We start from the raw sequence: 24,469 nt of genomic DNA on the forward strand, positions 1-24,469 counted from the left end.
TAGACTCTTCCAATACGTCAATTAAAGGTCCTGCTATGTCGATATCTGGTATTCAATCTGGTTACGCCATTATTCAGCAGTCTGCCAACATGGCTGAAGAAGCGGCGATCGAACTCAACCAAGCCTCAAAACATAATCAAGTCTCTGAACATGTGCCCGAATCTGACGACGATGTAATCGAAGACAGCGATTTCAGCTTTAATCAAATTGAACCTGAGCAATCACTTTCATTTAAAGAAAAAGAACCAGAACCTACTGCTTCTTCAAGCGATGCGTTGGTCAAATTAACGCAGAGTGCAAGCTATAACCGTGTCGGTGCTAGCGTTGTGGAGCGCCAAAACGAAGCCATTGGCAGCCTACTCGATATCCATATCTAGGCCGTGCTGATCTGTTGAACTGATCTATAATCAAATTTAACGTCCGGTTCCTGTAGTCTGAATCCCTTTGGTTCAAGCACTTTTAATACTTTTTGACGTAATAAGCACACAAACTGTAACTCATTATATCTGGCGCTTGTTTCTGGTCTATTACTCGGTAGAATCAGCGCAAACCATTTTGCTGCACAAACTTTACTTCATACTATTTATGCCAAAACTAAATCTGCATCGCCGTGACTATGTTTCTATTTTAGGGGGCGATATCTCCGCAGACGAATTAGAAAATAAACTCCAACCTCATTTTGAAAAGCCAGCAAACAAGCTGACACCTAGCCCTTACCTGACAGAAAAGAATGTGACACGTCGTTGGACTGCTCTCGATAATCAAGAATCACAAAAAGAGCTACTCGACCCTCATACTGAAAGCCAGATGCAAACCTATGAAAAAAACATCGAGCACTTCGTTGGCACTGTTAAGGTACCTGTAGGTATCTCTGGCCCATTGCGCGTCAACGGCTTGTTTGCCCAAGGTGATTACCTAGTTCCACTGGCAACAACCGAAGCAGCACTTGTCGCGTCTTACAACCGAGGTTCTAAACTCATTAGTGCCTGTGGCGGCGCGAGTGCAATGTTGCTCAATGAAGGCGTAACGCGCACCCCTGGCTTTGCATTCCAAGGCTTAGTGGAAGCTGGACAATTTGTGGCATGGGCAGTAACTCAGTATGAAAAGTTCAAGAGCTTGGCAGAATCAACAACATCACACGGCAAACTGACCGATATCAATATCAACATTGAAGGTAACCATGTTTATTTGGTGTTTGAGTTTCTAACCGGAGATGCTTCTGGTCAGAATATGGTGACCATCGCGACCAACGCGGTATTTGAGTACATCATTGAACATACACCAGTGAAACCCGATCACGCCTTCCTTGATGGTAACTTGTCGGGTGATAAGAAAGCCAATACCCAAACCTTGCGCAGCGTTCGTGGTAAAAAGGTAACCGCTGAAGTAAATATCCCAGCAGAACTTGTTGCTAAGTATCTACATACCACGCCTGAGAAGATGGTTCAGTTTGGTCAAATGACCACTGTGGGCGGCGCTCTGAGCGGCACTATCGGTATCAATGCCCATTACGCTAATGCACTAGCTGCTCTTTATATTGCTTGCGGACAAGACGCCGCGTGCGTTGCAGAATCTGCCATTGGCATGACTCGCATGGAGCTAAACAAAGAAGGCGGTTTATACGCAAGCGTAACGCTTCCTAACCTAATGGTGGGTACTGTTGGTGGCGGTACCAGCCTTCCAAGCCAAAAAGCGTGTCTTGATTTGCTAGGGCTGCACGGCAATGGTAAATCCCAAGCCTTAGCTGAAGTTTGCGCTGCATTGTGTTTAGCCGGTGAGCTTTCCATCGTTGGTGCATTTTGCGCAGGCCACTTTTCACGAGCTCACCATAAGTTAGCTCGAAAATAACCTTTATCAATTTGGCTTGTTCGGTTTTGGTGTAAATTCAAAATCACAAGCCAATTTGAATTCGCGAGTCATACATGGATTACTTACACTTATCGAGAGTGAGCCTTAAGCACCTCACTGCTCTACATATAATGCTAAATACCCATAGCGTGACTCAAACCTCTGAGCAGCTCTGTGTTAGCCCATCAAGTGTGAGTAAGACCCTGTCTCAGCTTCGTGAGATCCTCAACGACGAGCTGTTCTACCGAGATGGCACTAAGCTCATCCCAACGCCCTTTGCACTTCAAATCGCTCCAACGGTTCACGCGATTCTTTCCAGCATGAATGGATTGCTTCATCAGAAGAGCTTCGCTCCAGAGGAATACCAAGGCAGCTTTTCACTCTCGATGCGCGAGAGTACTTTTGAAGTATTCGCCTCTAAGATCAGCAGAATCACCACAGGGCTTGCTCCGAAAGCAAAACTTCATATCTATTCGAAACAGCAGCTTGGGTTCGATGCTTTGCTCAGCGGCAAGGTTAATTTGATCTTATTACCTCACGATATCTCTCAACCTCCGACAGACAACAAAGATCTGGTGTGGGAAACGATCCTGCCGGATGAGATGGTTTGCTTGATGGGTGCTCACCACCCGCTCGCACAGCAAGAGCTGACGGTAGAGGGTTACCTAAACTACAAGCACATTGGCATCTTAGATAATGAACTGTCACAGCCTTACTTTGAACAAAGCTTAGTGCAACGCCATAAGCCAAGAGAGATGGCTATTTCGGTCGCTGACTTTGGTGCAGCGGCTGTGCTTTGTCACAATACACCTTTCCTGTTCACTTGTTCGAAACAGTGGGCTGAACACGCAAAACAAGCCCACGGATTAGTGAGTAAGCCACTCCCCTTCGATTACGGAAAAGTGGCGTACAGCTTAGTGTGGAACAAGCCAAACATGAATGATCAGGCGATCAAATGGCTGTGTGACCTGTTTTTAGAAGCCTAGCTCTTTTTTTAGAAGCCTAGTTCTTTGGTCATTGAAGACCGAGAATATTAAGTGTACACCTCTGGCGTTTGCATCGGCCTTTGAACAATCGTGTAGAGCTGGTCGTGAAAGCTTTGCATCTGTTGTTTTGTACACTTAGGCCACTCCAACGCTTCGCCAGTCACGCCGTGATGTTGAAAAGCATTGAGTCGAATCCGAACATCAGCTGGCAATCCTTTCAAGTAATACCCAACTTGCTCTATCTCATCCTCAAGGTCACTCTTACCCGGAATATGCAAAAGCCTAACTTCGTGTAACTTACCTTGTTCCGCTAGATAATTGATGGTTTCAAACACACGATGATTCCCTCTTCCCACTAGCCAGTTATGGGTTTCTGATTGCCAAGATTTAAGATCAATCATCGCTCCATCAAGATAAGGCAACACCTTGTCCCAGCCTTGTTTTGACAGCGAGCCATTGCTATCAATAAAACATGTGAGATGCGCTAGCTGCGGATCGCTTTTCATCGCTTCAAATAGATCAATGATAAACGGCAACTGCATGGTCGCTTCTCCGCCCGACACGGTAATACCACTCAGGAAGAACTGGTTATGTCTCACAAGTTCTAGCACTTCTGAAACCGTCATCGTGGTGATTTTCGGGCTCGATTTGTGACCACAAACATCAATACACTGGTCACAATTGGTGCAAGCCACCGGATCCCATATCACTTTGCCACCAATAGTACTCAAGGCACCACTTGGGCAGCCACTAACGCAATCTCCGCAATGATTACAGTGATTGATGGTATGAGGGTTATGACAGGTTATACAGTCGAAATTGCACCCCTGTAGAAACAGCACAAGCCGATTTCCCGGCCCATCAACACAAGAAAAGGTCAGCACACGGCTGACCTTCGCTTGTTTTTCTGTCTTATTGTTATTAACCCTAGCCATTTGAGTTGTTAGATCAGAAATTTTCATAGTTAATGTGATTCGAACACCAGGTTATTCGTACGTTGGCGACATCTCTAAGCTTGCCACGCGCGGTTTACGCTCTAAGATGCCCGTATTTTTCGCCGCTTCAGCTCCTAAGAAAGTCGTGTTGGTGCGCGAACCTTCTTCGTCGTATTTAGCGATGTCAGACAACTTAATCATGTAACCTGTCACACGAACTAAGTCGTTTGATGCAACGTTAGCGGTAAACTCACGGTAACCCGCTTGGATTGCACCTTTACACAGGTTAAACATAGCTTCAGGGTTCGACTTCACTGTTTCGTCGATGGTTAAAATGTCGCTGATACCTGAGGTATAGAACTTGTGGTGCCCCGCTGTCGCACGAACGTAAGAGACAGGATCTGGTTCTGTTCCATAAGGGATACGCACACCTGGTGTTACACCTTCATCTAGGCTGATACCACCTTGAGCATGCAATAGAGCCTTGCCTTCTAAACCATATTTCACTTCAGAGCTATCAACGATCTCAGCCAGTTTTTCTGAAATGCGATGTCCAAGTTGGTTAGCTTGTTCGTCATGACCATAACGTCCTGCGTTACCCTCTTTCTCCATCAAGATATTCACAGCTTCAGCCATACCGTAGATGCCGAACATTGGTGCAAAGCGATCTTCTTCGATCAGACCCTCTTGGGTTAAGAAACCCTTGAAGAAATTAGATTCTTCATGCAAGAAGCGGCTACGAGCGTTCATTAGCTCAACCATGATAGCGCTGTAGTGTGGTAACACTTGCTGTAGGAAATCGACACTGTCCTCAGACTTCAACGCTACTTGTTTTAGGTTCATACGTACTAAAGTGTTTGAACCACCAGCCAAAGGAAGAGAGTTATAACAACTCACGATGCCAAAGCGCTTATCACCGTATGCCGCAGCGTGTGCTGGGTAGTTAGCGATGTGTGGCTTACTGCATTCACAAATATTGCTCGCAGCATGACGTAGCAAATCATCAGGTGTTACAGCAGGGTCATACATAAAAGTAAGGTTTGGCGCAATCTGCTTGAGTTCAGCATCAACTCGCAAAATAGTACGGCAGATAATGTTGTCTGTTGGCCCGATATTCACATGCATGAACGCATCTGGCAGTGTGCGGTCCAGCATGATCCAGAATAACTTAAGCTTCTGATAAACCTGCTCTTCTGTTAAGTCGCCAACGAAAGGCATTAATACATCATCCAATTGACCTAAGTAAACAGGAATAGATGTTACCGATGGGACGTGATGGTAAAGGATGGTAAGCATGTTCAATGCTTCATCAAAATTAATTGCCGCGCTAAGCTCTAAATACTTTGAGCCTTGATGTAAGTATTTAGAATAATCGGGAAGCACATAGCGCGGCTTAAATGGAGCGTGACCTTCAAACATGTCACATAGCACGCCTTGTTGTAAGGCTTGTTCTACTTCACTACTTACCGGCATGTACGGTAGGCTTGCTTCAGCCTCTAAAGCAAGATAGCTCGACTTCTGTTTTGGTGACAGATTGGCATCTGAAATGATATTGCTAAAGCGTTGTTGCTGCTTGGAAAGTTGTGGAGAAGCAGATTGGTGGCTCATGATAAAACCCTTAAAATTGTTATGGGCTTATTTTATATCTGACCATTCAGTTTCCACTAGTGAAATGTATGCAAGGATACATTTCCAAAATGGAAATGAGCAATTTGTCATTGGGCGATTTTAGAGGGACGGATTTATGCGTTTAAAACGTTAGTAAGTGTCATAAATCTCAACAACTAAAAATAGAAAACCCACATAACTGGCACTAAGACCGTTGATGTGGGTTCGGTTATTTATGTTTTACTTCGTTCGCTAAAACGTGTTTTGGATTTTAGTTCTCGCTAATCACTTAGCCATAAGCTTCAAATGAACTACTTACGTCCAACGCCCATCAGCACTTTTAGCTTGCCTTGTGGGGTATCAACAGAGAAAGGTGCCGATACTTCAACAACAGAAAATCCAGCAGCACTCAATACGTTCTCTGAGCGCTCAGGGCTTACGCCGTAGTCATCGCTGTCGTTTTCTAGACACCAGTCCCAGTGAACAAATGTGCCATCGTTTTCGAGTAGCGTATAAATTAGGCTAACTGTGTCTTGTAGGTTCGGGAGAAAGCCACAAACCGACGATGCAACCACTAAGTCAAACTGGTTTCTGAATGCTGGATGCTGCGCTGCTAGCCCGCGCGATAGAATATCAACAACCGGTTCAACGTTGGGTAGTTCTTTCTTATCTAGCTCTTCAATCATCCCCTCAGACATGTCGAGTGCGATGATCTCTTTTGCTAAAGGAGATATTTTTTGGCTGAGTAGTCCTGTACCACAACCAAAATCAAGGACACGGGTTCCGTTTAAATCAACGAGCTGTGTTAACTGGTCAAATACGGACTGTGCGAATCCTGCGGTCGCGGGATCTTTATCCCAATCAACGGCGTACTCGTCCCATTGTTTCGCCATCATGGCCTCCATCTTTACTTCTTGTAGGTTCGGAACCTGCCCAGAGTAAACTAAATTAGTCAATTCGTCATAGAGTTATCATGCAAAGATGGACTATTTCTAAGATAGCCAGCACAATATTCAATATAATATGCACCAATACCCGCCTAATCTGGAAATGAAATGAACCTTTCTCAAGTCCAAGCCTTCTGTTCTGTTGCTGATTTAGGATCAGTCTCTGAAGCTGCACGCCAGCTAGAATGCAACCGAACCAAGCTTAGTATGTCGATCAAAGCCTTGGAGAAAGAATTAGATGTAGAACTTTTCGTACGCAGCGGCAACCACGTCGAGCTGTCTGAAGCAGGCAAAGCCATCTATAAAGATTGCGAAGGAATGTTAGTGACAGCGGCGCGTATTAAACAAACCTGCCTCCATGTTTCTGGTGAGTTCAACGCCGAGATATGGATTGCTCGCGATGATTCTCTGCCCGATGAAATGTGGCAAGATTTATCTCACACGCTGAACAACAAGTACCCTTCTACTTCTTTTAACTTCGTTCTAGCATCGAGTGGTGACTTAGCCAACCTCGTTGAAACTCAACAAGTTGATTTCGCATTCGGTGTTGATTACGAACGTGTAGACGACCCAAGAATCATCTATAACCCACTTGGTAAGATTCGGATGATGTCTGTGTGTAAGAAAGGACATGACCTGAGTGCAATGCGCCGTGTCTCCGACGAAGTGCTAAGAAATTCGATGCAAGCGACCATGGTTTATCTCAACGAAAAAGATAATCCAGAGCTTGAGCCCTTCTCTCGTCGTTACATTGGTTTCTCTAGCTTTGACTTTATGCTAGATACAATTTTGCGTGAAGACGCATGGGGCGTAATGCCAGAGCCGCTGATACGTCATCTGCTGCGTGAGCAAGAATTAGCAGTAATCAAACACACCTACGGCCTAACGCAAGAAGATTACTGCATGTTTACGGCAGCTGGAATGGCAGAACACCCAGGTATGAACTGGCTCGCAGACCAGCTAAGTGATTACTTGTTCGATTTCTAATTGAGGCTGGTTAGAAGACCATCACATGGTCCACTAGATAACGTCCGTCTTCTTCAACTAGCACCATTTCAGCAACGAATTCGCCTTTGGCAATGGTGTATGCCTGCTTCCATATAAAAGCGACGGAATCAGAACGCCTAAACACCGCAACAGGTTCGCGCTCTGCAAAAAAGCCGTTGCTGTGTTGATAATGATGGCACACCTTTTCTAAATACTCAGGTGTCACTATGTCCTTCATTCGTTGAGTAAAGTCGCGACAATGTTGGGCATGATCAACATTGGTTGAGCCCTCCATCAAATTATCCATAATAGGGTTAGCGATTGCCCACAAATCGCTGTCGCTAATATCATCAAACTTCATCGTCATCCTTTCTTTCCCACTATTCCAAGCGCTAATGCCCTTCACCGCGCTATAAAACACCGCTCAATGATGTGTTTTATTAATGATAAGCGATCTTGATTCAGTTGCACACTAGTCCACGAAAACAGTCATCGTCAATTTTACTGACACCTAAATATTAATGTAAACAACTGAATTAAAATGAATAATATAAAAAACCATGTTCTGTAACATAAACATCATCAGATAAAGTTTGAAAATCTCGCTCAATATTAGAACAATGAAATTATCAAAAACATCTGGAAAATATTATGTGTGACAGGAAAAGCCAAAACGAAAACCGAGTTCTATTGTTCTCAGCCCTTTTAGCATCAGGCTTCGCTATTGGCGGATTGATGTTGGGTCTTCTCGTTGGCTCTCTGGTCATAGTATTTGACGGTGTCTACTCTCTTATTAGCTTACTGTTAACTTTATTGTCACTAGCTGCCTCAAAATACATTAATCGCCCTTCTGATCGTGAATTCCCGTTCGGTCGTGCGATCATTGAACCTATCGTCATCACGATTAAAGCTGCTGTCATTTTACTTGTGGTTGGTTATTCACTGTATTCAGCGATTGGCGCCTTGATGACAGGTGGTCGTGAAGTTGATGCTTCTATCGCAACTCTGTTTGGTATTTTTAACGTATTGGGCTGTGGTTACGCGTGGTGGTACATCGCTAAAAAGAGTAAGAGCATTTCATCTGGCTTGATTCAGGCTGAGTCTAAGCAATGGCAAATGGATACACTATTGAGTGTCGCGGTAACAGCAGGTTTCGTCGTGGCTTGGTCAATGACATTCTCACCGTTCGCAGAATACGCTGTGTATGCCGACCCAATGATGATGTTGCTGATGTCTTTCTACTTCATCAAAGTACCGTTCGATATGCTAAGAGAAGCGATGCGTGAGCTACTAATGATGTCGGCAAACAAAGAAATTTGTGACGCGGTAGATAAGAACGTTGTCGCGGTAGACAAAGAAGCAGAACAAGATTTGGAGCTAATCGGTGTGACTAAGGTTGGTCCTGAGCTAAGAATCAACGTTGATATTCATACCAACGACCAACAAGCGATTGCGGTCGATGATATTGAACGTACGCGCCGCCAACTAAAGCGACGCCTGTCTAAGATGCCATATGAGCTTCAACTGAACCTCAACATCGCGAGCTAATTCTCACCCAGCAATCGGTAGATAAACGCAATTGCTATTGAGATTGAATCTCTTCAGAAGCCGACGCCTTAACCGTCGGCTTTTTTTCTCTTGTAACCCACCAGCAAGCCAGTGATCCAATCGTCACCATACATACCCCCTGCCAAAATGTGATAGTCAGCGTTAAACCTAAAATCATAGAAGAGAGTAAGGTTGCAAAAATTGGCGTGAAGTAAGACATGGTAGCAAGAAAGACCATGTTGCCACCCAATATCGCGGTATTCCAAAGCGCGTAGCCCGCGCCCATGCACACGCCAGCTAAAGCCAAATCAATCGCGGCACTGCTCGTAAGTACCATTCCGGTTTCGCTGCTAAGTGCGTATTTGATCCACAAGGTGATCGCTGTAGCGATAAAGAACAACACAATCGCATTCTGCCCTTTCGCAACTTTCTGAGTATAGTTACAGTAAACCGCCCAGATAATCGCACCGAAGAACGCCATCGAATAGGTTTTAGGGTTAGTCGCGATATTTGCCGCAATCTGTTCAACAGAGAGGCCTTGGTCGCCACTGATGCTCCAAGCCACACCAAAGAAAGCCAAAAAGATACTAGGGTACACCAGCCAATTTATCTTTTTATCGCTGAGTAATACCGCAAACAATACCGTCAGAGCAGGCCAAAGGTAATTGATAACCGCCATCTCTAAGGCTTGATGTCGGTTATTTGCCATGCCTAATGCCAAGGCTAGAAAGATCTCGTAGCAAACGAACAGCGCGCCACCAATCAACAAATAAGACTTTGAGAAGCGTTTCAGCTTAGGTAACCCCATAACGCAAACCAAAAACAGTGAACTCACTGTGTAAAGACTGGCTGCGCCGCCAATTGGGCCTAATTGCTCTGAGACGCTACGAGATAACGCAATTAAGCAGCTCCAAAGTAAAATGGCAGCAATGCCGTAGCAGCTATGGCGATGAGATTTCAGCACGCTTATTCCTTCTATTTATTATGAGTAGTTATCGTGGCAGCTTAAAGCATAAATATGCTTGAGTACCACAATCGAAAAGTGAAACCTGTAGAAATTAAGTAGCCGAGCACAGAATTGTACTCGGCCATTAGTGATCAACGAATAAAGTGATGATCAACGAATAAAAAGATGATCAATGAATAAAGCTAAAGTCAGTAAGCCGTTACGCTAACAGAAGTGCTTGTAGCTCAGCCAGAGACTTCACTTGATAATGCGGGTTAATACCTTCTGGCGTCGCCTTCTCTTGGCTGTTTAACCAACAGGTCTCGATACCAAAATCTAAGCCACCTAAAATGTCTGAGTGTGGGTTATCTCCCACCATCAAAATGCGCTGCTTTGCTGGTAAGCCAACAAGCTTGTGTGCATGTTCAAAGATCTCAGCATCTGGTTTAGCAACGCCGACTTCTTCAGAAATGATCACATGTTCGAAGTAATCGGTCATGCCAGTGCGCTCTAAACGGATCGATTGCAGCTCAGTGAAGCCATTAGTAATAATGCCCATGTTCACTTTGCCTTGTAACGATTCCATTAGCTCTTTGGCACCCGGTAGCAAAGAACAGATGTCCGCCATTGCTGTTAGGAATGCGCTGTTTAATTCTGCAGTTGTTGTTTCTAACTTTTCTGCCCAGCTTTCGAAGCGTGTGTGCTTCAGTTGATCAGCCGTAATTCGGCCATCTTGATAGTCTACCCATAGTGGTAGGTTAACTTCTTGATAAACAGAATAATCCTGCTCGCTAAAATCCACACCAAAACGTGAGAACATTAGCTTCATTCCTTGAAAAGCGTCAAAGTGGAACAAGGTTTCATCCGCATCAAAGAATATCCAATCGTACTTCATTATCTCTCCTATTATTCGCGCTATCGAGCCGAATTTTCCTAACCTCAACGGTTAAGTGTGCATTCTACTACCATTTTTGTGAGCCTGAATATAGTTCTAAGAATTTATAGAAAACAAGCAACAAGTCATGATGTATCGCAAATTTTGCCACATATTAAACCAATACCATAAAGGAAATACACGAAATGTACCGGGATGTACTATGAAGCACTTCTTACCGTCATCCGTCATGCTCACTCCATTCCTGGTCAAATACTACGATGAAGAGCCTCAAGAAGCGTCAGATTCACCTGGGAAAAAGGAAAGCCAGGTCGAATGCACTGTCAACCCAGCTCAAGAATCGACACAAGAAGAACATGAGCCAGCGTTGACTGAATAGCCTTATTTTCAATGGTTATAAAGCATCATACCAGTCTTAGAACGATCAATTATTCACCATCCATAACTGACAATATACACATCAGAAAACCATAAAAACGATTGCTATATGAGCCCTATCACAACCAATAACCAGAAAGTGGTAGTTCGAAATCAAAGTTGTTCCAGATCAATGGTCGACCAGTTGTTTGCCGACAACATATAGGCAATTAAAAATCATAATTAACCGGAGTTTTCCAATGTCTAGTGCATTTTACATCCCTACAATCAACTTCATGGGTACTGGCTGTCTAAAGGATGCTGCTGATAGCATTCAGTCTCAAGGCTTTAAAAAAGGTCTTATCGTAACCGATAAAATCCTAAACCAAATTGGCGTGGTTAAGCAGGTACAAGACCTTCTTAGCGAGCGCGGTGTAGACGCTGTGGTATTCGACGGCACTCAACCAAACCCAACCATCACAAACGTAAATGATGGTCTTGAATTACTGACTGACAACGACTGTGATTTCGTTATTTCTCTAGGTGGCGGTTCTCCACACGACTGCGCAAAAGGTATCGCTTTGGTTGCTTCTAACGGCGGCAAGATTGCAGATTACGAAGGTGTCGATCAATCTGAAAAACCTATGATGCCTCTTATCGCTATCAACACGACTGCGGGCACCGCTTCAGAAATGACACGTTTCTGCATCATCACTGATGAAGAGCGCCACATTAAGATGGCTATCGTTGATAAGCACACAACACCGCTTATTTCAGTAAACGATCCTGAACTAATGCTTGCTAAGCCTTCATCACTGACTGCTGCAACAGGTATGGATGCGCTAACACACGCAATCGAAGCTTACGTTTCTATCGCAGCGACACCAATAACAGACGCTGTAGCGATTAAAGCAATTGAACTTGTACAAGCTCACCTAAGAACGGCAGTAGCGCACGGCGAAGACATTGAAGCACGTGAGCAAATGGCTTACGCACAGTTCATGGCGGGTATGGCGTTCAACAACGCGTCACTAGGTTATGTTCACGCGATGGCGCACCAACTGGGTGGTTTCTACGACCTTCCACACGGTGTATGTAATGCTATTTTGCTACCACACGTTCAACGCTACAACGCGCAAGTTTGTCCTGAGCGTCTACGTGATGTTGCAAAAGCAATGGGCGTTAACGTTGAAGGTATGTCACCAGAGCAAGGTGCAGAAGCTGCGATCGAAGCGATTGTTCAACTAGCAAATGACGTGAACATCCCAACAGGTATCGCGCAACTTGGTGCGAAGCTAGAAGATATCCCTACTCTGTCTGACAACGCTCTGAAAGACGCATGTGGTTTTACTAACCCTAAACAAGCGACCCACGAAGAAATCTCTGCGATTTTCGAAGCGGCAATGTAATCGGCCATTAAGTCACTTATAAACTTATCGACAAACGGGCTCACCTACTGAGCCCGTTTTCTTTACCTACCATATGCTATTCAAGTCTCTGTTTTGAATAGCCACTGATCCAGATAAATCTCTTTAAAAGTCGCATTGTCGTAACTGCTTAGTTATAGTTAAACTATTGATACATAGAATGACAAACAGGTTCCATTGAGTCGTTGGATAGTTAGCTCCTCATTATTAGCATCGCTCGTTTCCCACTCTGCCTTCGCGGAGGAACAGGATGAGTGTCACAGCCAACCGTTAGAAGACACGCGCGTCGAAAAAGCTTACCACTACCTAAACAGCAAGTTTTGTCAGCCCGCAATATGGTTCGATAACTTCTTTGTGGATGACCGTATTACCGAGGACGCCAGAGCCGGAACCTCTGTACGTTGGTATAATGATTTCATCTATTCTGAGGGCGGTGACGTGGATTACTCCACCAAGCTCAACGCACGCTTACATTTACCCTTTGTCAGCAAAAGGCTTAAGCTAATCTACGAGTCTGTTGGCGATGAAGAATTCTTAGACTTCTTCCCGCAAGATTCTGAAGAGTTAGAGAATGCACTTGGCCTTCGTTATGACGCCTATGCCAAGGGTTACAGTAGTTTTAATATCAAAGCGACTCTGCGCCCTCGTATCGAGGCTCGCTACCGTTTTACCTACCCGCTCACCACAGATGCAGTGCTTCGGCTAACCCAACGTGTGTATCAAGAGAAGAAAGAGACGGGAGAGATCACTGATATCGATTTTGACCTCTCTTTGAGTGACAATTTCTTAGCGCGTTGGTCTAACTTTGCTGGCTATAACGATGACCTCAAAGGCTGGGAGTATGGTACGGGCATTACCTTGTACCATTACCTTTCTCAAGACCAAGCTCTGCAATACAGCGCCACGATAACCGCGACCAGCGAGCCATATAACCACTACGAATACTCGCAAGTGTCGGTTACCTATCGAGAAAACATTTGGAAAGAGTGGCTATTTTACGAGATTACTCCGCGCTATCAGTGGGAGCGAGAGCCATACGAGAAACACACTGAAGAAGCCAACATCACCTTTCGAGTCGAAGTCTTGTTCAATAACGTTTAGCGTTATCAGAAGCGTTAGACATACTCTATGAAAAAAGCACATCAAATGATGTGCTTTTGAGTTCTCTACAGCTCGAATTAAAATCTTACCCTTTGTAATTTCTCACTCGTGCCGCTTCTGCTTCGCGTTTATCAACCACCGTTTTACCGATTGGCGCCAGTGAGATAACCGCTAGCTTAAGGTGCTGAATCGCAAACGGAATACCAATGATGGTAATGAAACATGCCACCGCTGACATGATATGACCAATCGCAAGCCAAATACCTGCAAACAAGAACCATATGATGTTACCTATCATACCTAACGGACTGGTACCAATATCCATTTCATTGGTCAGCTCATCACGAGAAATGGCTTCTTGACCAAATGGAAAGAACGAGAAGTTCCCCATAACAAAACACGCTCTACCCCACGGAATACCAACGATGGTAAGGAATGCAAGCAGCCCAAAGAACCACCACGCCAATCCCATAAATACGCCACCGAACAGAAACCAAATGATGTTACCTATTGTTTTCATTCTGTATTCTCCAACTCTTTGAATGCTGTTTAATTACTATGCCAAATAAGGCTGTGCTTCTTTCAATAAGTTCATTATTGTTGAGCCTTTATGAACCGTTTATGAATCAACGCGATTTTCTGTGTTTGATGCACACCACGAAATACCAAATCCGCATAGGGCAGTGCTAATTTATTTGATACCATTCAGTTCTAACCCAAGCGCAGACTCAACAACGAATTTAAGGCCGAATCTATGAACAATACAGAGCAACCTAAAAAGAAAATGAAAAACTGGGTGCCTATCGTCTTCTTCGGAGTTCTTAGCACCGTTCCAGTATTCATGTTCCTAGTCGACGTGTACATCAACCAATATATGTAACACACCCTCTATTGTCCCGACTTAAATGAATACAGGTAAACACACCTGTATTCATCCTAGTTAGCACTCCTCACTAGATTCAGTCCAGCCGTTCGGTACTCAAATCAGTGCTTCGCTAATGAGGTCCAAGATATCGATCAACTCGTGATCCGGCAGGTTTAATAAGTTATCCCCCACATACCACTCAATCTTGCATTGATTCGGTAACTCACAGATAGCTGGGTTTCCTATCCATACCTTATGCTTACTAGCAATATTGTCTCTTAAAGCAATCCCATCTTCGTAACTTGCCGGCAAATAAAGATGTAGCATGTTCGCTTGCGGTTGTTGTGGGTTCACTTTGAATTGAGGGTAATCTAACAAGATTTGGTAGATCTGTTTCGTGCGTTCATACAAAGCGGGCATCTGCGCTAGTCGTTGATCAAACTGCATTGCTGCCGATACAACATAAGGTGTACGGTGATACACATTACCGCCTTGTCGTTTCATCCAAGCTGATGCATTGGCTACAAACGCTTTATCACCTAACAACAGTGAGCCACCAAGTCCATTTAGCCCCTTGTATAACGAGACATAAGCGCTATCAAACCCCTTTGCGATTTCACTGTAAGGTTTTTGATAATATGCACCACACTCCCACAAGCGCGCGCCATCCATATGCAGATGAATGGATTGTTCGTTGCAATACTGCTTAATCGCTTCGAGTTCTTCCCACCCTGGTAGCTGACCACCTATCTCTCGCATCGGTAACTCATACAGTGCCGCTGCGATTTCATCTGGCCACGCTTTCAAGTCATCGACATTCCAAGTGCGAAACACATTGCCCACTGGCAACACATTAAAGCGGTTCTGGAGCTGGTACCCTTGACGTTCATGACGCAGAATATGACTCGATTCATGCATCGCAACCAGCGGGTTTCTTTTCTCCTGGCAGGCGATCTCTAGTGCCGTGGGTTGATTCATAGTGCCAGTGATCACAAACACAGCCGCTTCATATCCAAGCAGATCTGCAACTTTGGCTTCAAAGCCTTCGATGAACTCACCATCACCGTAAGTATCGTGATGTATGTTGTGCTCTTCACACCATTCAGCCATCTGAGCAAATGTTTGGGCCGGAGTCGGATCTAAGTGACCTGAAAGAAACAAATTGCACTGTTGACGCAAGTCCATGCTCATACTTTTTCCTTTATTCATTGTTGTTCTATGTAGAGAGATTGAATTATTTACGTTCGCTACCAACGTTGACATAAAATACGTCTATTCGCTTTTATTATTCGCGAATAATTAGTTTTACTTAGTCATAGTCTACGTGTGCCAGAAATACGCAAACTAACGAGTGTTTTATATAATTGAGCACTCGATAAACCTATGTATCTAAATAGATAAGTATGGGCTAATTCGTTGTTCTTCAATCATTCTTCTATTATTGTATATCTATAATTCCAATAAGCATTATTCGTTAACGGACAAAGAGGGCTTTATGTCGAAAAATCGAGTCTTGGTGCTATTCGCCCACCCTTCTCAGCATCGCTCTGAAGCAAACAAACCCTTATTCGAACAAGCCAAGTGTATTGATGGCGTGACCTGTGTTGACCTCTACGCTGAATACCCAACTTTCAAAATTAACATCGATCGTGAACAGAAACGCCTGTTGGACCATGACATCATCATTTTTCAATTCCCACTTTATTGGTATTCAACTCCGGCAATTCTAAAAGAGTGGCAAGACCTTGTTCTTGAGTATGGTTTTGCCTACGGCACGGATGGCAATGAGCTAGAAGGTAAAAGCTTAGTCTGTAGCATCACCGCGGGCGGTAAACAAGACGCTTACCAATGCGACGGTTACAACCATTTCACCATCAGAGAATTGCTTCATCCTATTGAGCAAACGGCTTCGTTATGTGGCATGAACTATCTTGCCCCCTTCGCGCTATTTGGTTCACGTACCGCTTTGGAAGAAAACCGCATTCAAGAGCATGTCTACAGCTATAAGTTTCTATTAGAGGCGTTAGTTGCAGGCAAAGTGAACGTAAAAAAAGCAGGTAAGGCAGAAAAGCTCAACCACTACGTTGAAGAATTGAAAGCTGAGGTTAAATAATGACGGGATATTTTCTACAAGCCTTTATCTACTTAGTCGCCGCCGTGATCGCAGTGCCGATAGCTAAGCGTCATGGCTTAGGCTCAGTACTGGGATATTTAATCGCAGGTGTGGTTATCGGACCTATCATCGGCCTTGTCGGTGAAGAAACCACCACCATTCAACACTTTGCCGAATTCGGGGTTGTGATGATGCTGTTCTTAGTTGGCCTTGAACTTGAGCCTAAGATGCTATGGGCAATGCGAAATCGCTTGATGGGCCTTGGTGGTCTGCAAGTGGGGGGCACCGCAGCCATTGTAATGGGCATTGCTCTAGCCTTTGGCCAACCTTGGACTATCGCTCTCACTATCGGCTTAATCTTTGCGTTGTCATCGACAGCGATTGTACTGCAAACATTCAACGAGAAAGGCTTATCTAAGACTGAAGGCGGTAAGAATGCCTTCTCGGTTCTTTTGTTCCAAGATATTGCCGTTATTCCGATGCTGGCATTCATTCCTCTGTTGGCGTTGCCAGAATTAATAGAAGCTGCACAAAGCGCGGTCACTTCAGCTTCTGACCACCATGAAGAGTTAAGTCTGGTTGCTGGCCTACCTGGTTGGGCTTATGGTCTTGTGATTACTGCATCTATCGCGATTGTGGTTGTTGGCGGGCACTTCTTAAGCCGTCCACTCTTCCGCTTCGTCGCAAGCTCTGGCCTGCGTGAGATCTTCACGGCAACGGCACTGATGCTGGTTATTGGTATTGCTGCACTGATGAGCCTTGTCGGCTTATCGCCTGCACTAGGCACTTTCCTTGCGGGTGTTGTACTGGCGAACAGTGAATTCAGACACGAACTGGAATCGAACATCGACCCGTTCAAAGGACTGCTGCTTGGCTTGTTCTTTATTACGGTAGGTGCGGGAATCAACTTCGATGTTCTATTCAATGATTTCATCCTAATCATAGGGCTAACTCTGGGTGTCATGTTACTAAAAGCAGCTGTGCTTTTTACCTTGGCATTGATTTTCAAAATCAAGAACAGTGATCGTTGGCTATTTACACTGAGCTTGGCGCAAGCCGGTGAGTTTGGATTCGTACTATTAAGCTTCTCGGCGCAAAACCACGTATTGCCGGCTGACATTGTTCAAACGCTCTCACTAGTGGTTGCTCTTTCAATGTTCCTAACTCCGGGCCTGTTTATTTTGTTTGATAAGGTGATTCTGCATCGTTACGAGCAAAAATCGAATGACCGTGAAGAGGACACTATCGAAGAGAAAGGCACAGTAATCATTGCGGGTATCGGGCGATTCGGTCAGATCGTTAACCGCTTATTGGTATCGAACGATGTCAAAACGGTGGTTCTGGACCATCAGGCTAACCAAGTCGACGTGTTGCGCTCTATTAATATCAAATCTTACTTTGGTGATGCGACTCGTCACGATCTGTTGCACACTGCGGGTATCGAAGAAGCAGCAATGCTTGTTGTTGCCATCGACAATCAAGACTCAAGCGTGGAGCTCGTCAAGTACGTTAAGCACTCCTACCCTAACGTAAAAATCTTGGCTCGTGCGTTCGACCGTGGTCATAGTTACCGCTTAAGAGAGGCTGGTGCTGATTTCGTGGAATCAGAAACCTACCACTCAGCACTAGAAATGGGCGCACAAGCCCTACGCTCGTTGGGTCACCACCCATTCTTCGTAGAACAGCAGAAATCGACCTATCAACGTGTTGAAAGCCGTAAGTCTGAAAAGCTATTCAAAGCTTGGTCGGAAGCGGAAGACAACCCAAGGTACGACAACAACTATCGACAGATATTTATTCACCTTGAAGAAGCGATGAAAGAAGACATGAAGAAAGACCGATCCGATAAGCACTCTCGCTCAGAGCGTGGTTGGACACCGCCTCCAAAAGGTTATGCAGACGGTTTTGAAGAAGAGGAATCATAAACTTCGATTCTCAATCCCAATTAAAAGCGGCTATTTAGCCGCTTTTTCTTTATCTATGGCCCCTAAATACCGCAAACAAGTGCCATTTATTGATACCTAAGCGGATAATAATCGCAATTTATGTGATCAAGCTATAATTTTTAATCTCATCCCTCTCTTCAAAAACGAATTCACTTTTTACATTTTTGAAACATACTCGCCATGCATAAACCTCAGTAAAAATATGGTTTTATATGCACTTCCTTTAACTATACTGAACTCAGCTAAAATTCCAATAACCAGTTTCAGGGCTTTGAACACCATTGCATATATCAAAGTCGACCTTACTAACTATTACAAAAACATTCACACAACAAATGCCTGAAGCGTCTGATTCACAAACCAAAACCAATCTAATTAACACAAATGTTTCAAGAGATGTCTATCGTTACAATTTGTAACGAACTGAAGTTGTCGGTATAGTCCTGCCATCAAAAAAGTGAGACCTATGCGCTCACCTTAAAGGAGATATAATAATGATCACTAATGATGCCGTAATTATGGGCATGTTAGCTGTTATTCTTGGCGGCGTATTTATCACGGAAAGTAGCCAAAACAGCGCACTGAAAAAATTCTATTCATTCATCCCAGGCCTATTGCTCTGCTACTTTGTTCCTTCATTGTTGAACAGTTTTGGTATCATCGATGCGTCAAACTCAAAACTATACTTCGTAGCAAGCCGCTACCTACTACCAGCGGCACTGGTACTACTGATCATTTCAGCGGATCTTCGTAAGATCTTTGGTCTTGGCTCAAAAGCCGTCATCATGTTCCTGACTGGTACTGCAGGTATTATCATTGGTGGTCCTCTGGCGATTCTGATCATCGACCAAGTAAACCCTGACCTTGTCTCTGGTGACGTGTGGCGCGGCCTAACGACAGTAGCAGGTTCTTGGATTGGTGGTGGGGCAAACCAAGCTGCGATGAAAGAAGTGTTCGATGTAAATGATAACCTGTTCTCAGCAATGATTACGGTTGACGTTATCTGTGCAAACATCTGGATGGCAGTGCTACTAATTATGGCTGGCCGTCAGAAGAAAATTGACGCATGGCTAAAAGCAGACACTTCTTCAATCGAAGAACTGAAAGAAACGGTATCGAAATACCAAGAAGAAAACGCTCGCCCGACAACAACAACCGATCTCATGAAGATCGCTGGTATTGCCTTTGGTCTAACAGGCCTTGCTCACTTCTTCAGTGACATAATCGCACCATGGATCTCAACGAATGCTCCAGAACTAGCAAAATACAGTCTAACATCTGGCTTCTTCTGGCTAATCGTTATAGTTACAACGTTCGCGTTGATCGCTTCGTGCTTCAAATCGACACGTAGCCTAGAGCACAGTGGCGCATCGAAAATTGGTTCAGCGTTCATCTATATCTTAGTTGCTACCATCGGTATGCAAATGGACGTTACAGCAATCTTTGACAACCCAGGTTACTTCTTCATTGGTATCACATGGCTAACTATCCATGCCCTGCTCATGATTGCGATGGCGAAAATCATTCGTGCACCGCTGTTCTTCATGGCAGTAGGTAGCCAAGCTAACGTTGGTGGCGCGGCATCAGCTCCAGTCGTTGCAGCAGCATTCCACCCAGCATTAGCTCCAGTAGGTATCTTGATGGCGGTACTAGGTTACGCGTTAGGTACATACGGCGCTTACATCTGTGGCCTAATCATGCAGGCTGCTGCGGGTTAAGTGAGCTCACCTTAGCTCAAGCTATCCATTAAACATCAAAGCCCAATATTGGTACGCCAATATCGGGCTTTTTTATGTCTACAGATTAGTCATGATGTAATGAAAACAAGGAATTAAGATCATCTGTAGCCCCAAGAATGCCAGCAGATACTGAAGAGTTTCATTTTTGGACTTCTCAATCTTTTTGTTCACATACGACTGAGATACCGGGTCGACTTCATTAATTGAATCTTTAAATGCTTTGGGCAAGTAACACCGCCCTCTTCTCTGGAACGCCTGCCTTAATCAGGGTGTTAGATAATTTTCTAACGTCTACTCGTACCATTTGAAACACCAATAATTAAATTAAGTGCTTGAAATCTATCATACAGAATAAGTCGTATCTCACTTCAAAATGAATCGTGTGTTTTAAGTTTATTCTTAGTTTCAAACCGCTTTTGGTTTTGTTTTCATTAGCTTTTCTGTAGGAAGATTTAGACCTAATTTCATCCTATTGATACTAAAACAATCTATCGTTCAGTCTAGCTAAACACCTATTATAAAATCATTGATTTATACGAACACATCTATCCAGTTATATTGCTTATCAAAGTGATTAACGAGGTGATGACGATGAGCGAACTCGATAGATATTGTGAACAAATCAACCTAGAACTGACAGAGCAAGATGTCGCTCGCCTTGGTTGGAACAAGCCTATGTTTAGCAAGCGGGTTGCTACGCTCTCAGCTGTGTCTTTATTTGCTTTGTAGCTAACTTATTGGTTTTAATAAAAAGGCCAAACGACGACCGTCCAGCCTCTCTTCGAACCCAGCTAAAACAAGATTAATCGAACAAAGATGCCAGTTTGTTCTCAACGACTGGGCTGACGTTAAAGCTCAGCATGAAATCCGGGCGTGTCTTTTCGTCTTTCTCGATATAGTAATTGGCTTCAATACCAAACTTCCAAGGACGACCGTTGAACACTGTTGTTTTACTTACGCTAATATTCAACGGAATTTCAGCCTGATCTTTATTCCAGTCATAAGAAAGTGTCGGCGCTGAGCCCACCGTCCATCCACCCTCTAATAACTCTACCCAAAATAACTGCGTAGACGTCTTGTTAATACGAGTATCTGAGTTATCCGCACCATTGCCAGATACACCATAAAGGTGGCTTGGGAACACACCTACCACGCGATCGGCGCTTACTTTGCCGTACATAAACTCAGGGCCAACAGCAAATTGATCCGCCGTGAGTTCACTACTTCCGGTTGGTAACGAAGCAAACACACCAAAAGCGGCAATGGTCCCGCCTTCCATTTTGGGCGCATAAGCTAGGTCAAAGGAAATATCACTAACTCCCGACTGATCCATATGTTGGGAACTTGTCGGCGTATTCACATTGAAATCATTCTGAACATAAGAGATAGCCGGGCGGAAAATGATTTTGTCGCCGTTCTCCATAGGGAAAGGTAGCGTCGGCTGCAGAACTGTAGCAAAACTGTCCCCTCCTCCGTCATATCCGCCAGAGTATTGAAGTTTTAAGTTAAGGCTCGCGTAAGCCGTGTTCGGGTTTGCAAGTTCCTTTGCTGCCTGGTCTGCTGTTTGATTACTTTCTTCATTAGCAATCGCAACAGTAGACGTTAATAATAATCCACTCATTATTACAGCAAGTGATTTACAAGCCATTAAGCCCTCTCTAAATATAAACGCTGTGTATTTACGCGTATTTTAAAGATTGCCGATATTCAAAATAGCCATTAGGCGACATGGGAATTTGTTCGCCCTCAAAAAACAAAAATGCCCCAAATTTCTTTGGGGCATTTTCATTGTGGAACTAGCTAAGGGTCTCCCCTATTTGCTTATTCCCAATCTAGGATTACTTTACCAGACATACCAGAGCGCATCATGTCGAAGCCTGCTTGGAAGTCGTCTACTTTGTAGTGGTGAGTAATGATTGGAGACAGATCTAGGCCAGACTGGATTAGTGAAGCCATCTTGTACCAAGTTTCGAACATCTCACGACCGTAGATGCCTTTGATAACCAAGCCTTTAAAGATTACTTGGTTCCAGTCTACTGCCATGTCTGATGGTGGAATACCTAGTAGAGAGATCTTACCGCCGTGGTTCATGTTAGTTAGCATGCTGTTGAATGCTGATGGTACACCAGACATTTCTAGGCCTACATCGAAGCCTTCTGTCATGCCTAGATCAGCCATTACATCTTCAAGCTTCTCTTCCATCACGTTTACAGCGCGCGTTACGCCCATCTTCTTAGCAAGGTCTAAGCGGTATTCGTTTACATCAGTAATTACAACGTGACGAGCACCTACGTGCTTAGCAACCGCAGCAGCCATGATACCGATTGGGCCAGCACCAGTGATTAGCACGTCTTCACCTACTAGGTCGAAAGAAAGTGCTGTGTGTACAGCGTTACCGAACGGGTCAAAGATTGATGCTAGGTCATCTGAAATCTCCGCAGGGATCTTAAACGCGTTGAACGCAGGGATCACAAGGTATTCAGAGAACGCACCAGTGCGGTTAACGCCAACACCAGTAGTGTTACGACAAAGGTGAGTACGGCCGCCACGACAGTTACGACAGTGACCACATGTGATGTGACCTTCGCCAGAAACACGATCGCCGATTTCAAAACCACGAACTTCTTGGCCGATGCCAACAACTTCACCTACGTATTCGTGACCTACAACCATAGGTACTGGAATTGTGTTTTGTGACCACTCATCCCAGTTGTAGATATGTACGTCTGTACCACAAATTGCGGTTTTCTTAATACGGATAAGAAGATCATTATGACCCATTTCAGGTTTTTCAACCTCGGTCATCCAAATGCCTTCTTCAGGCTTAAGTTTAGAAAGTGCTTTAATTTTCATAATGTTACCTAGTTCATCTCGCCTAACTGTAAGGCGAGAATCAAAAATCTTATTGTTTTTATCTAATCATCACAGCGTTAGCGTTACGCTAACGACCTGCAATAAAATTAGATGATACCCATGTCTTTACCAACTTGGATGAACGCATCGATTGCGCGGTCTAGTTGCTCACGAGAGTGTGCTGCAGACATTTGCGTACGGATACGAGCTTGACCTTTTGGTACTACTGGGAAAGAGAAGCCTACAACGTAGATGCCTCTCTCTAGAGCGCGCTCTGCGAATTCAGCCGCTACTTTTGCATCACCAAGCATGATTGGGATGATTGCGTGGTCAGCACCACCCATAGTGAAACCAGCTTCTTCCATGCGAGTACGGAAGTGCGCAGAGTTTTCCCATAGTGTTGTACGTAGGTCACCAGATTCTGCTAGAAGATCTAGAACGCGGATAGACGCTGATACGATTGCTGGTGCAACAGAGTTAGAGAATAGGTATGGACGAGAACGCTGACGTAGCCAGTCGATCACTTCTTTCTTACCAGACGTGTAACCGCCTGAAGCGCCACCCATTGCTTTACCTAACGTACCTGTGATGATATCGATGCGATCAACAACGTTGTGGAACTCGTGAGTACCAGCGCCGTTTTCACCCATGAAGCCCACAGCGTGAGAATCATCAACCATTACTAGTGCATCGTACTTGTCTGCAAGGTCACAGATAGCAGGAAGGTTAGCTACTACGCCGTCCATTGAGAATACGCCGTCAGTTACGATTAGCGTGTGGCGAGCGCCAGCTTCTTTAGCTGCGATAAGTTGCTGCTCTAGCTCTTCCATGTTGTTGTTCGCATAGCGGAAGCGCATCGCTTTACATAGACGAACACCATCGATGATAGATGCGTGGTTTAGTGCATCAGAGATGATTGCATCTTCTTTGCCTAGAATCGTTTCGAATAGGCCAGCATTAGCATCAAAACAAGATGTGTATAGGATTGTGTCTTCTTTACCTAGGAACGTAGACAGCTTTTGCTCTAGCTCTTTATGAGAATCTTGAGTACCACAGATGAAACGAACTGAAGCCATACCAAAACCGTGCTGATCCATACCACCTTTTGCAGCTTCGATAAGCTCAGGGTGGTTCGCAAGACCTAAGTAGTTGTTTGCACAGAAGTTTAGTACTTCTTCACCAGTCGAGATAGAAACCGCTGCTTTTTGAGCAGAAGTGATAATGCGCTCAGACTTGTAAAGACCTTCTTCTTTAACTTCTTCGATTTGATTTTGAATCTGTTGGTAAAATGCAGAAGACATTGTCTCATTCCTTCCTAGTTATTATTCAGCAGCATCGCGCGCCGCATTATGTAGGGATATAAACGAT

24 protein-coding genes are annotated in these 24,469 nt (G+C 44.4%); 13 read left to right on the plus strand and 11 right to left on the minus strand.

Features of this window, described 5'->3' with window-relative positions; genetic code table 11:
* The first annotated feature begins 35 nt into the window (after window positions 1-35).
* From OCV52_RS18115 to OCV52_RS18125, 3 genes are all read left to right on the plus strand, one after another.
* Window positions 36-377 carry a hypothetical protein gene (locus OCV52_RS18115; protein ID WP_137408399.1) on the plus strand — a complete coding sequence of 114 codons (342 nt, stop codon included), beginning with the start codon at window positions 36-38 and terminating at the stop codon, window positions 375-377.
* 208 nt (window positions 378-585) lie between these two features.
* On the plus strand, window positions 586-1,848 hold the full coding sequence (locus tag OCV52_RS18120; RefSeq protein WP_137408398.1) for a hydroxymethylglutaryl-CoA reductase: 1,263 nt from the start codon (window positions 586-588) through the stop codon (window positions 1,846-1,848).
* 74 nt (window positions 1,849-1,922) lie between these two features.
* Entirely contained in the window at window positions 1,923-2,834 is a 912-nt protein-coding gene (locus OCV52_RS18125) for a LysR family transcriptional regulator (RefSeq protein WP_137408397.1), read from the plus strand.
* Between the two features lie 47 nt (window positions 2,835-2,881).
* On the opposite strand, the gene OCV52_RS18130 is transcribed toward OCV52_RS18125, so the two are convergent.
* The 3 genes from OCV52_RS18130 to OCV52_RS18140 all read right to left on the minus strand — a co-directional run bounded on the left by OCV52_RS18130 (window position 2,882) and on the right by OCV52_RS18140 (window position 6,270).
* Window positions 2,882-3,796, minus strand: a complete 915-nt coding sequence (locus OCV52_RS18130; RefSeq protein ID WP_102423161.1) for a YjjW family glycine radical enzyme activase — start codon at window positions 3,794-3,796, stop codon at window positions 2,882-2,884.
* A 24-nt stretch (window positions 3,797-3,820) separates the two neighbouring features.
* Entirely contained in the window at window positions 3,821-5,377 is a 1,557-nt protein-coding gene (locus OCV52_RS18135; protein ID WP_137408396.1) for a YjjI family glycine radical enzyme, read from the minus strand.
* 311 nt (window positions 5,378-5,688) lie between these two features.
* Window positions 5,689-6,270, minus strand: coding sequence for a class I SAM-dependent DNA methyltransferase (locus tag OCV52_RS18140; protein WP_137408403.1), 582 nt, complete (start codon window positions 6,268-6,270; stop codon window positions 5,689-5,691).
* A 162-nt stretch (window positions 6,271-6,432) separates the two neighbouring features.
* On the opposite strand from OCV52_RS18140, the gene OCV52_RS18145 reads away from it, so the two are divergent.
* Window positions 6,433-7,311 (plus strand): LysR family transcriptional regulator, encoded by an 879-nt coding sequence (locus OCV52_RS18145; protein ID WP_063522763.1) that lies wholly within the window; start codon window positions 6,433-6,435, stop codon window positions 7,309-7,311.
* 10 nt (window positions 7,312-7,321) lie between these two features.
* On the opposite strand, the gene OCV52_RS18150 is transcribed toward OCV52_RS18145, so the two are convergent.
* Window positions 7,322-7,672, minus strand: a complete 351-nt coding sequence (locus OCV52_RS18150) for a hypothetical protein (RefSeq protein WP_008218874.1) — start codon at window positions 7,670-7,672, stop codon at window positions 7,322-7,324.
* Between the two features lie 290 nt (window positions 7,673-7,962).
* On the opposite strand from OCV52_RS18150, the gene OCV52_RS18155 reads away from it, so the two are divergent.
* A complete protein-coding gene (locus OCV52_RS18155) occupies window positions 7,963-8,859 on the plus strand; it encodes a cation diffusion facilitator family transporter (protein ID WP_137408395.1) in 897 nt (298 codons plus the stop codon).
* A gap of 34 nt (window positions 8,860-8,893) precedes the next feature.
* Here the strand turns inward: OCV52_RS18155 and yddG are convergent, their stop codons facing one another.
* Window positions 8,894-9,823: an aromatic amino acid DMT transporter YddG gene (gene yddG, locus OCV52_RS18160; RefSeq protein ID WP_137408394.1), complete on the minus strand. Its 930-nt coding sequence runs from the start codon at window positions 9,821-9,823 to the stop codon at window positions 8,894-8,896.
* Between the two features lie 202 nt (window positions 9,824-10,025).
* Window positions 10,026-10,700: a pyrimidine 5'-nucleotidase gene (gene yjjG / locus OCV52_RS18165; protein WP_004740299.1), complete on the minus strand. Its 675-nt coding sequence runs from the start codon at window positions 10,698-10,700 to the stop codon at window positions 10,026-10,028.
* Between the two features lie 127 nt (window positions 10,701-10,827).
* On the opposite strand from yjjG, the gene OCV52_RS18170 reads away from it, so the two are divergent.
* The 3 genes from OCV52_RS18170 to OCV52_RS18180 all read left to right on the plus strand — a co-directional run bounded on the left by OCV52_RS18170 (window position 10,828) and on the right by OCV52_RS18180 (window position 13,585).
* Entirely contained in the window at window positions 10,828-11,079 is a 252-nt protein-coding gene (locus OCV52_RS18170; RefSeq protein ID WP_137408393.1) for a hypothetical protein, read from the plus strand.
* A gap of 238 nt (window positions 11,080-11,317) precedes the next feature.
* On the plus strand, window positions 11,318-12,466 hold the full coding sequence (gene yiaY, locus OCV52_RS18175; RefSeq protein ID WP_137408392.1) for an L-threonine dehydrogenase: 1,149 nt from the start codon (window positions 11,318-11,320) through the stop codon (window positions 12,464-12,466).
* Between the two features lie 195 nt (window positions 12,467-12,661).
* A complete protein-coding gene (locus OCV52_RS18180; protein ID WP_137408391.1) occupies window positions 12,662-13,585 on the plus strand; it encodes a hypothetical protein in 924 nt (307 codons plus the stop codon).
* A gap of 85 nt (window positions 13,586-13,670) precedes the next feature.
* Here the strand turns inward: OCV52_RS18180 and OCV52_RS18185 are convergent, their stop codons facing one another.
* Window positions 13,671-14,105, minus strand: coding sequence for a YccF domain-containing protein (locus tag OCV52_RS18185; protein ID WP_004740303.1), 435 nt, complete (start codon window positions 14,103-14,105; stop codon window positions 13,671-13,673).
* A 234-nt stretch (window positions 14,106-14,339) separates the two neighbouring features.
* Here OCV52_RS18185 and OCV52_RS18190 point away from each other — a divergent pair, with 234 nt between their 5' ends.
* Window positions 14,340-14,465, plus strand: a complete 126-nt coding sequence (locus OCV52_RS18190) for a hypothetical protein (RefSeq protein WP_008218887.1) — start codon at window positions 14,340-14,342, stop codon at window positions 14,463-14,465.
* Window positions 14,466-14,564: 99 nt separating this feature from the next.
* On the opposite strand, the gene OCV52_RS18195 is transcribed toward OCV52_RS18190, so the two are convergent.
* Window positions 14,565-15,641, minus strand: a complete 1,077-nt coding sequence (locus tag OCV52_RS18195) for a threonine aldolase family protein (RefSeq protein ID WP_137408390.1) — start codon at window positions 15,639-15,641, stop codon at window positions 14,565-14,567.
* Between the two features lie 304 nt (window positions 15,642-15,945).
* Here OCV52_RS18195 and OCV52_RS18200 point away from each other — a divergent pair, with 304 nt between their 5' ends.
* The 4 genes from OCV52_RS18200 (at window position 15,946) to OCV52_RS18215 (ending at window position 20,977) form a co-directional block, all read left to right on the plus strand.
* Window positions 15,946-16,563, plus strand: coding sequence for an NAD(P)H-dependent oxidoreductase (locus OCV52_RS18200; RefSeq protein ID WP_102423623.1), 618 nt, complete (start codon window positions 15,946-15,948; stop codon window positions 16,561-16,563).
* On the plus strand, window positions 16,563-18,488 hold the full coding sequence (locus OCV52_RS18205) for a monovalent cation:proton antiporter-2 (CPA2) family protein (protein ID WP_137408389.1): 1,926 nt from the start codon (window positions 16,563-16,565) through the stop codon (window positions 18,486-18,488). Before OCV52_RS18200 ends, OCV52_RS18205 begins: the two co-directional genes overlap by 1 nt.
* A 515-nt stretch (window positions 18,489-19,003) precedes the next feature.
* A complete protein-coding gene (locus tag OCV52_RS18210) occupies window positions 19,004-20,227 on the plus strand; it encodes a DUF819 family protein (RefSeq protein ID WP_137408388.1) in 1,224 nt (407 codons plus the stop codon).
* 612 nt (window positions 20,228-20,839) lie between these two features.
* Window positions 20,840-20,977 (plus strand): hypothetical protein, encoded by a 138-nt coding sequence (locus OCV52_RS18215; protein ID WP_170222464.1) that lies wholly within the window; start codon window positions 20,840-20,842, stop codon window positions 20,975-20,977.
* Between the two features lie 73 nt (window positions 20,978-21,050).
* Here OCV52_RS18215 and OCV52_RS18220 read toward each other — a convergent pair whose 3' ends face one another.
* The 3 genes from OCV52_RS18220 to OCV52_RS18230 all read right to left on the minus strand — a co-directional run bounded on the left by OCV52_RS18220 (window position 21,051) and on the right by OCV52_RS18230 (window position 24,402).
* The gene (locus tag OCV52_RS18220; protein WP_137408387.1) at window positions 21,051-21,896 is read right to left on the minus strand and encodes a hypothetical protein; all 846 of its coding nucleotides are present in this window, start codon (window positions 21,894-21,896) and stop codon (window positions 21,051-21,053) included.
* 173 nt (window positions 21,897-22,069) lie between these two features.
* Window positions 22,070-23,101 carry an L-threonine 3-dehydrogenase gene (gene tdh, locus OCV52_RS18225; RefSeq protein ID WP_061031177.1) on the minus strand — a complete coding sequence of 344 codons (1,032 nt, stop codon included), beginning with the start codon at window positions 23,099-23,101 and terminating at the stop codon, window positions 22,070-22,072.
* Window positions 23,102-23,208: 107 nt separating this feature from the next.
* Complete coding sequence (locus tag OCV52_RS18230) at window positions 23,209-24,402, minus strand: glycine C-acetyltransferase (protein ID WP_102423628.1); 1,194 nt, start codon at window positions 24,400-24,402, stop codon at window positions 23,209-23,211.
* Window positions 24,403-24,469: the final 67 nt, after the last annotated feature.

Source organism: Vibrio chagasii, from assembly GCF_024347355.1.
Taxonomy (GTDB): domain Bacteria; phylum Pseudomonadota; class Gammaproteobacteria; order Enterobacterales; family Vibrionaceae; genus Vibrio; species Vibrio chagasii.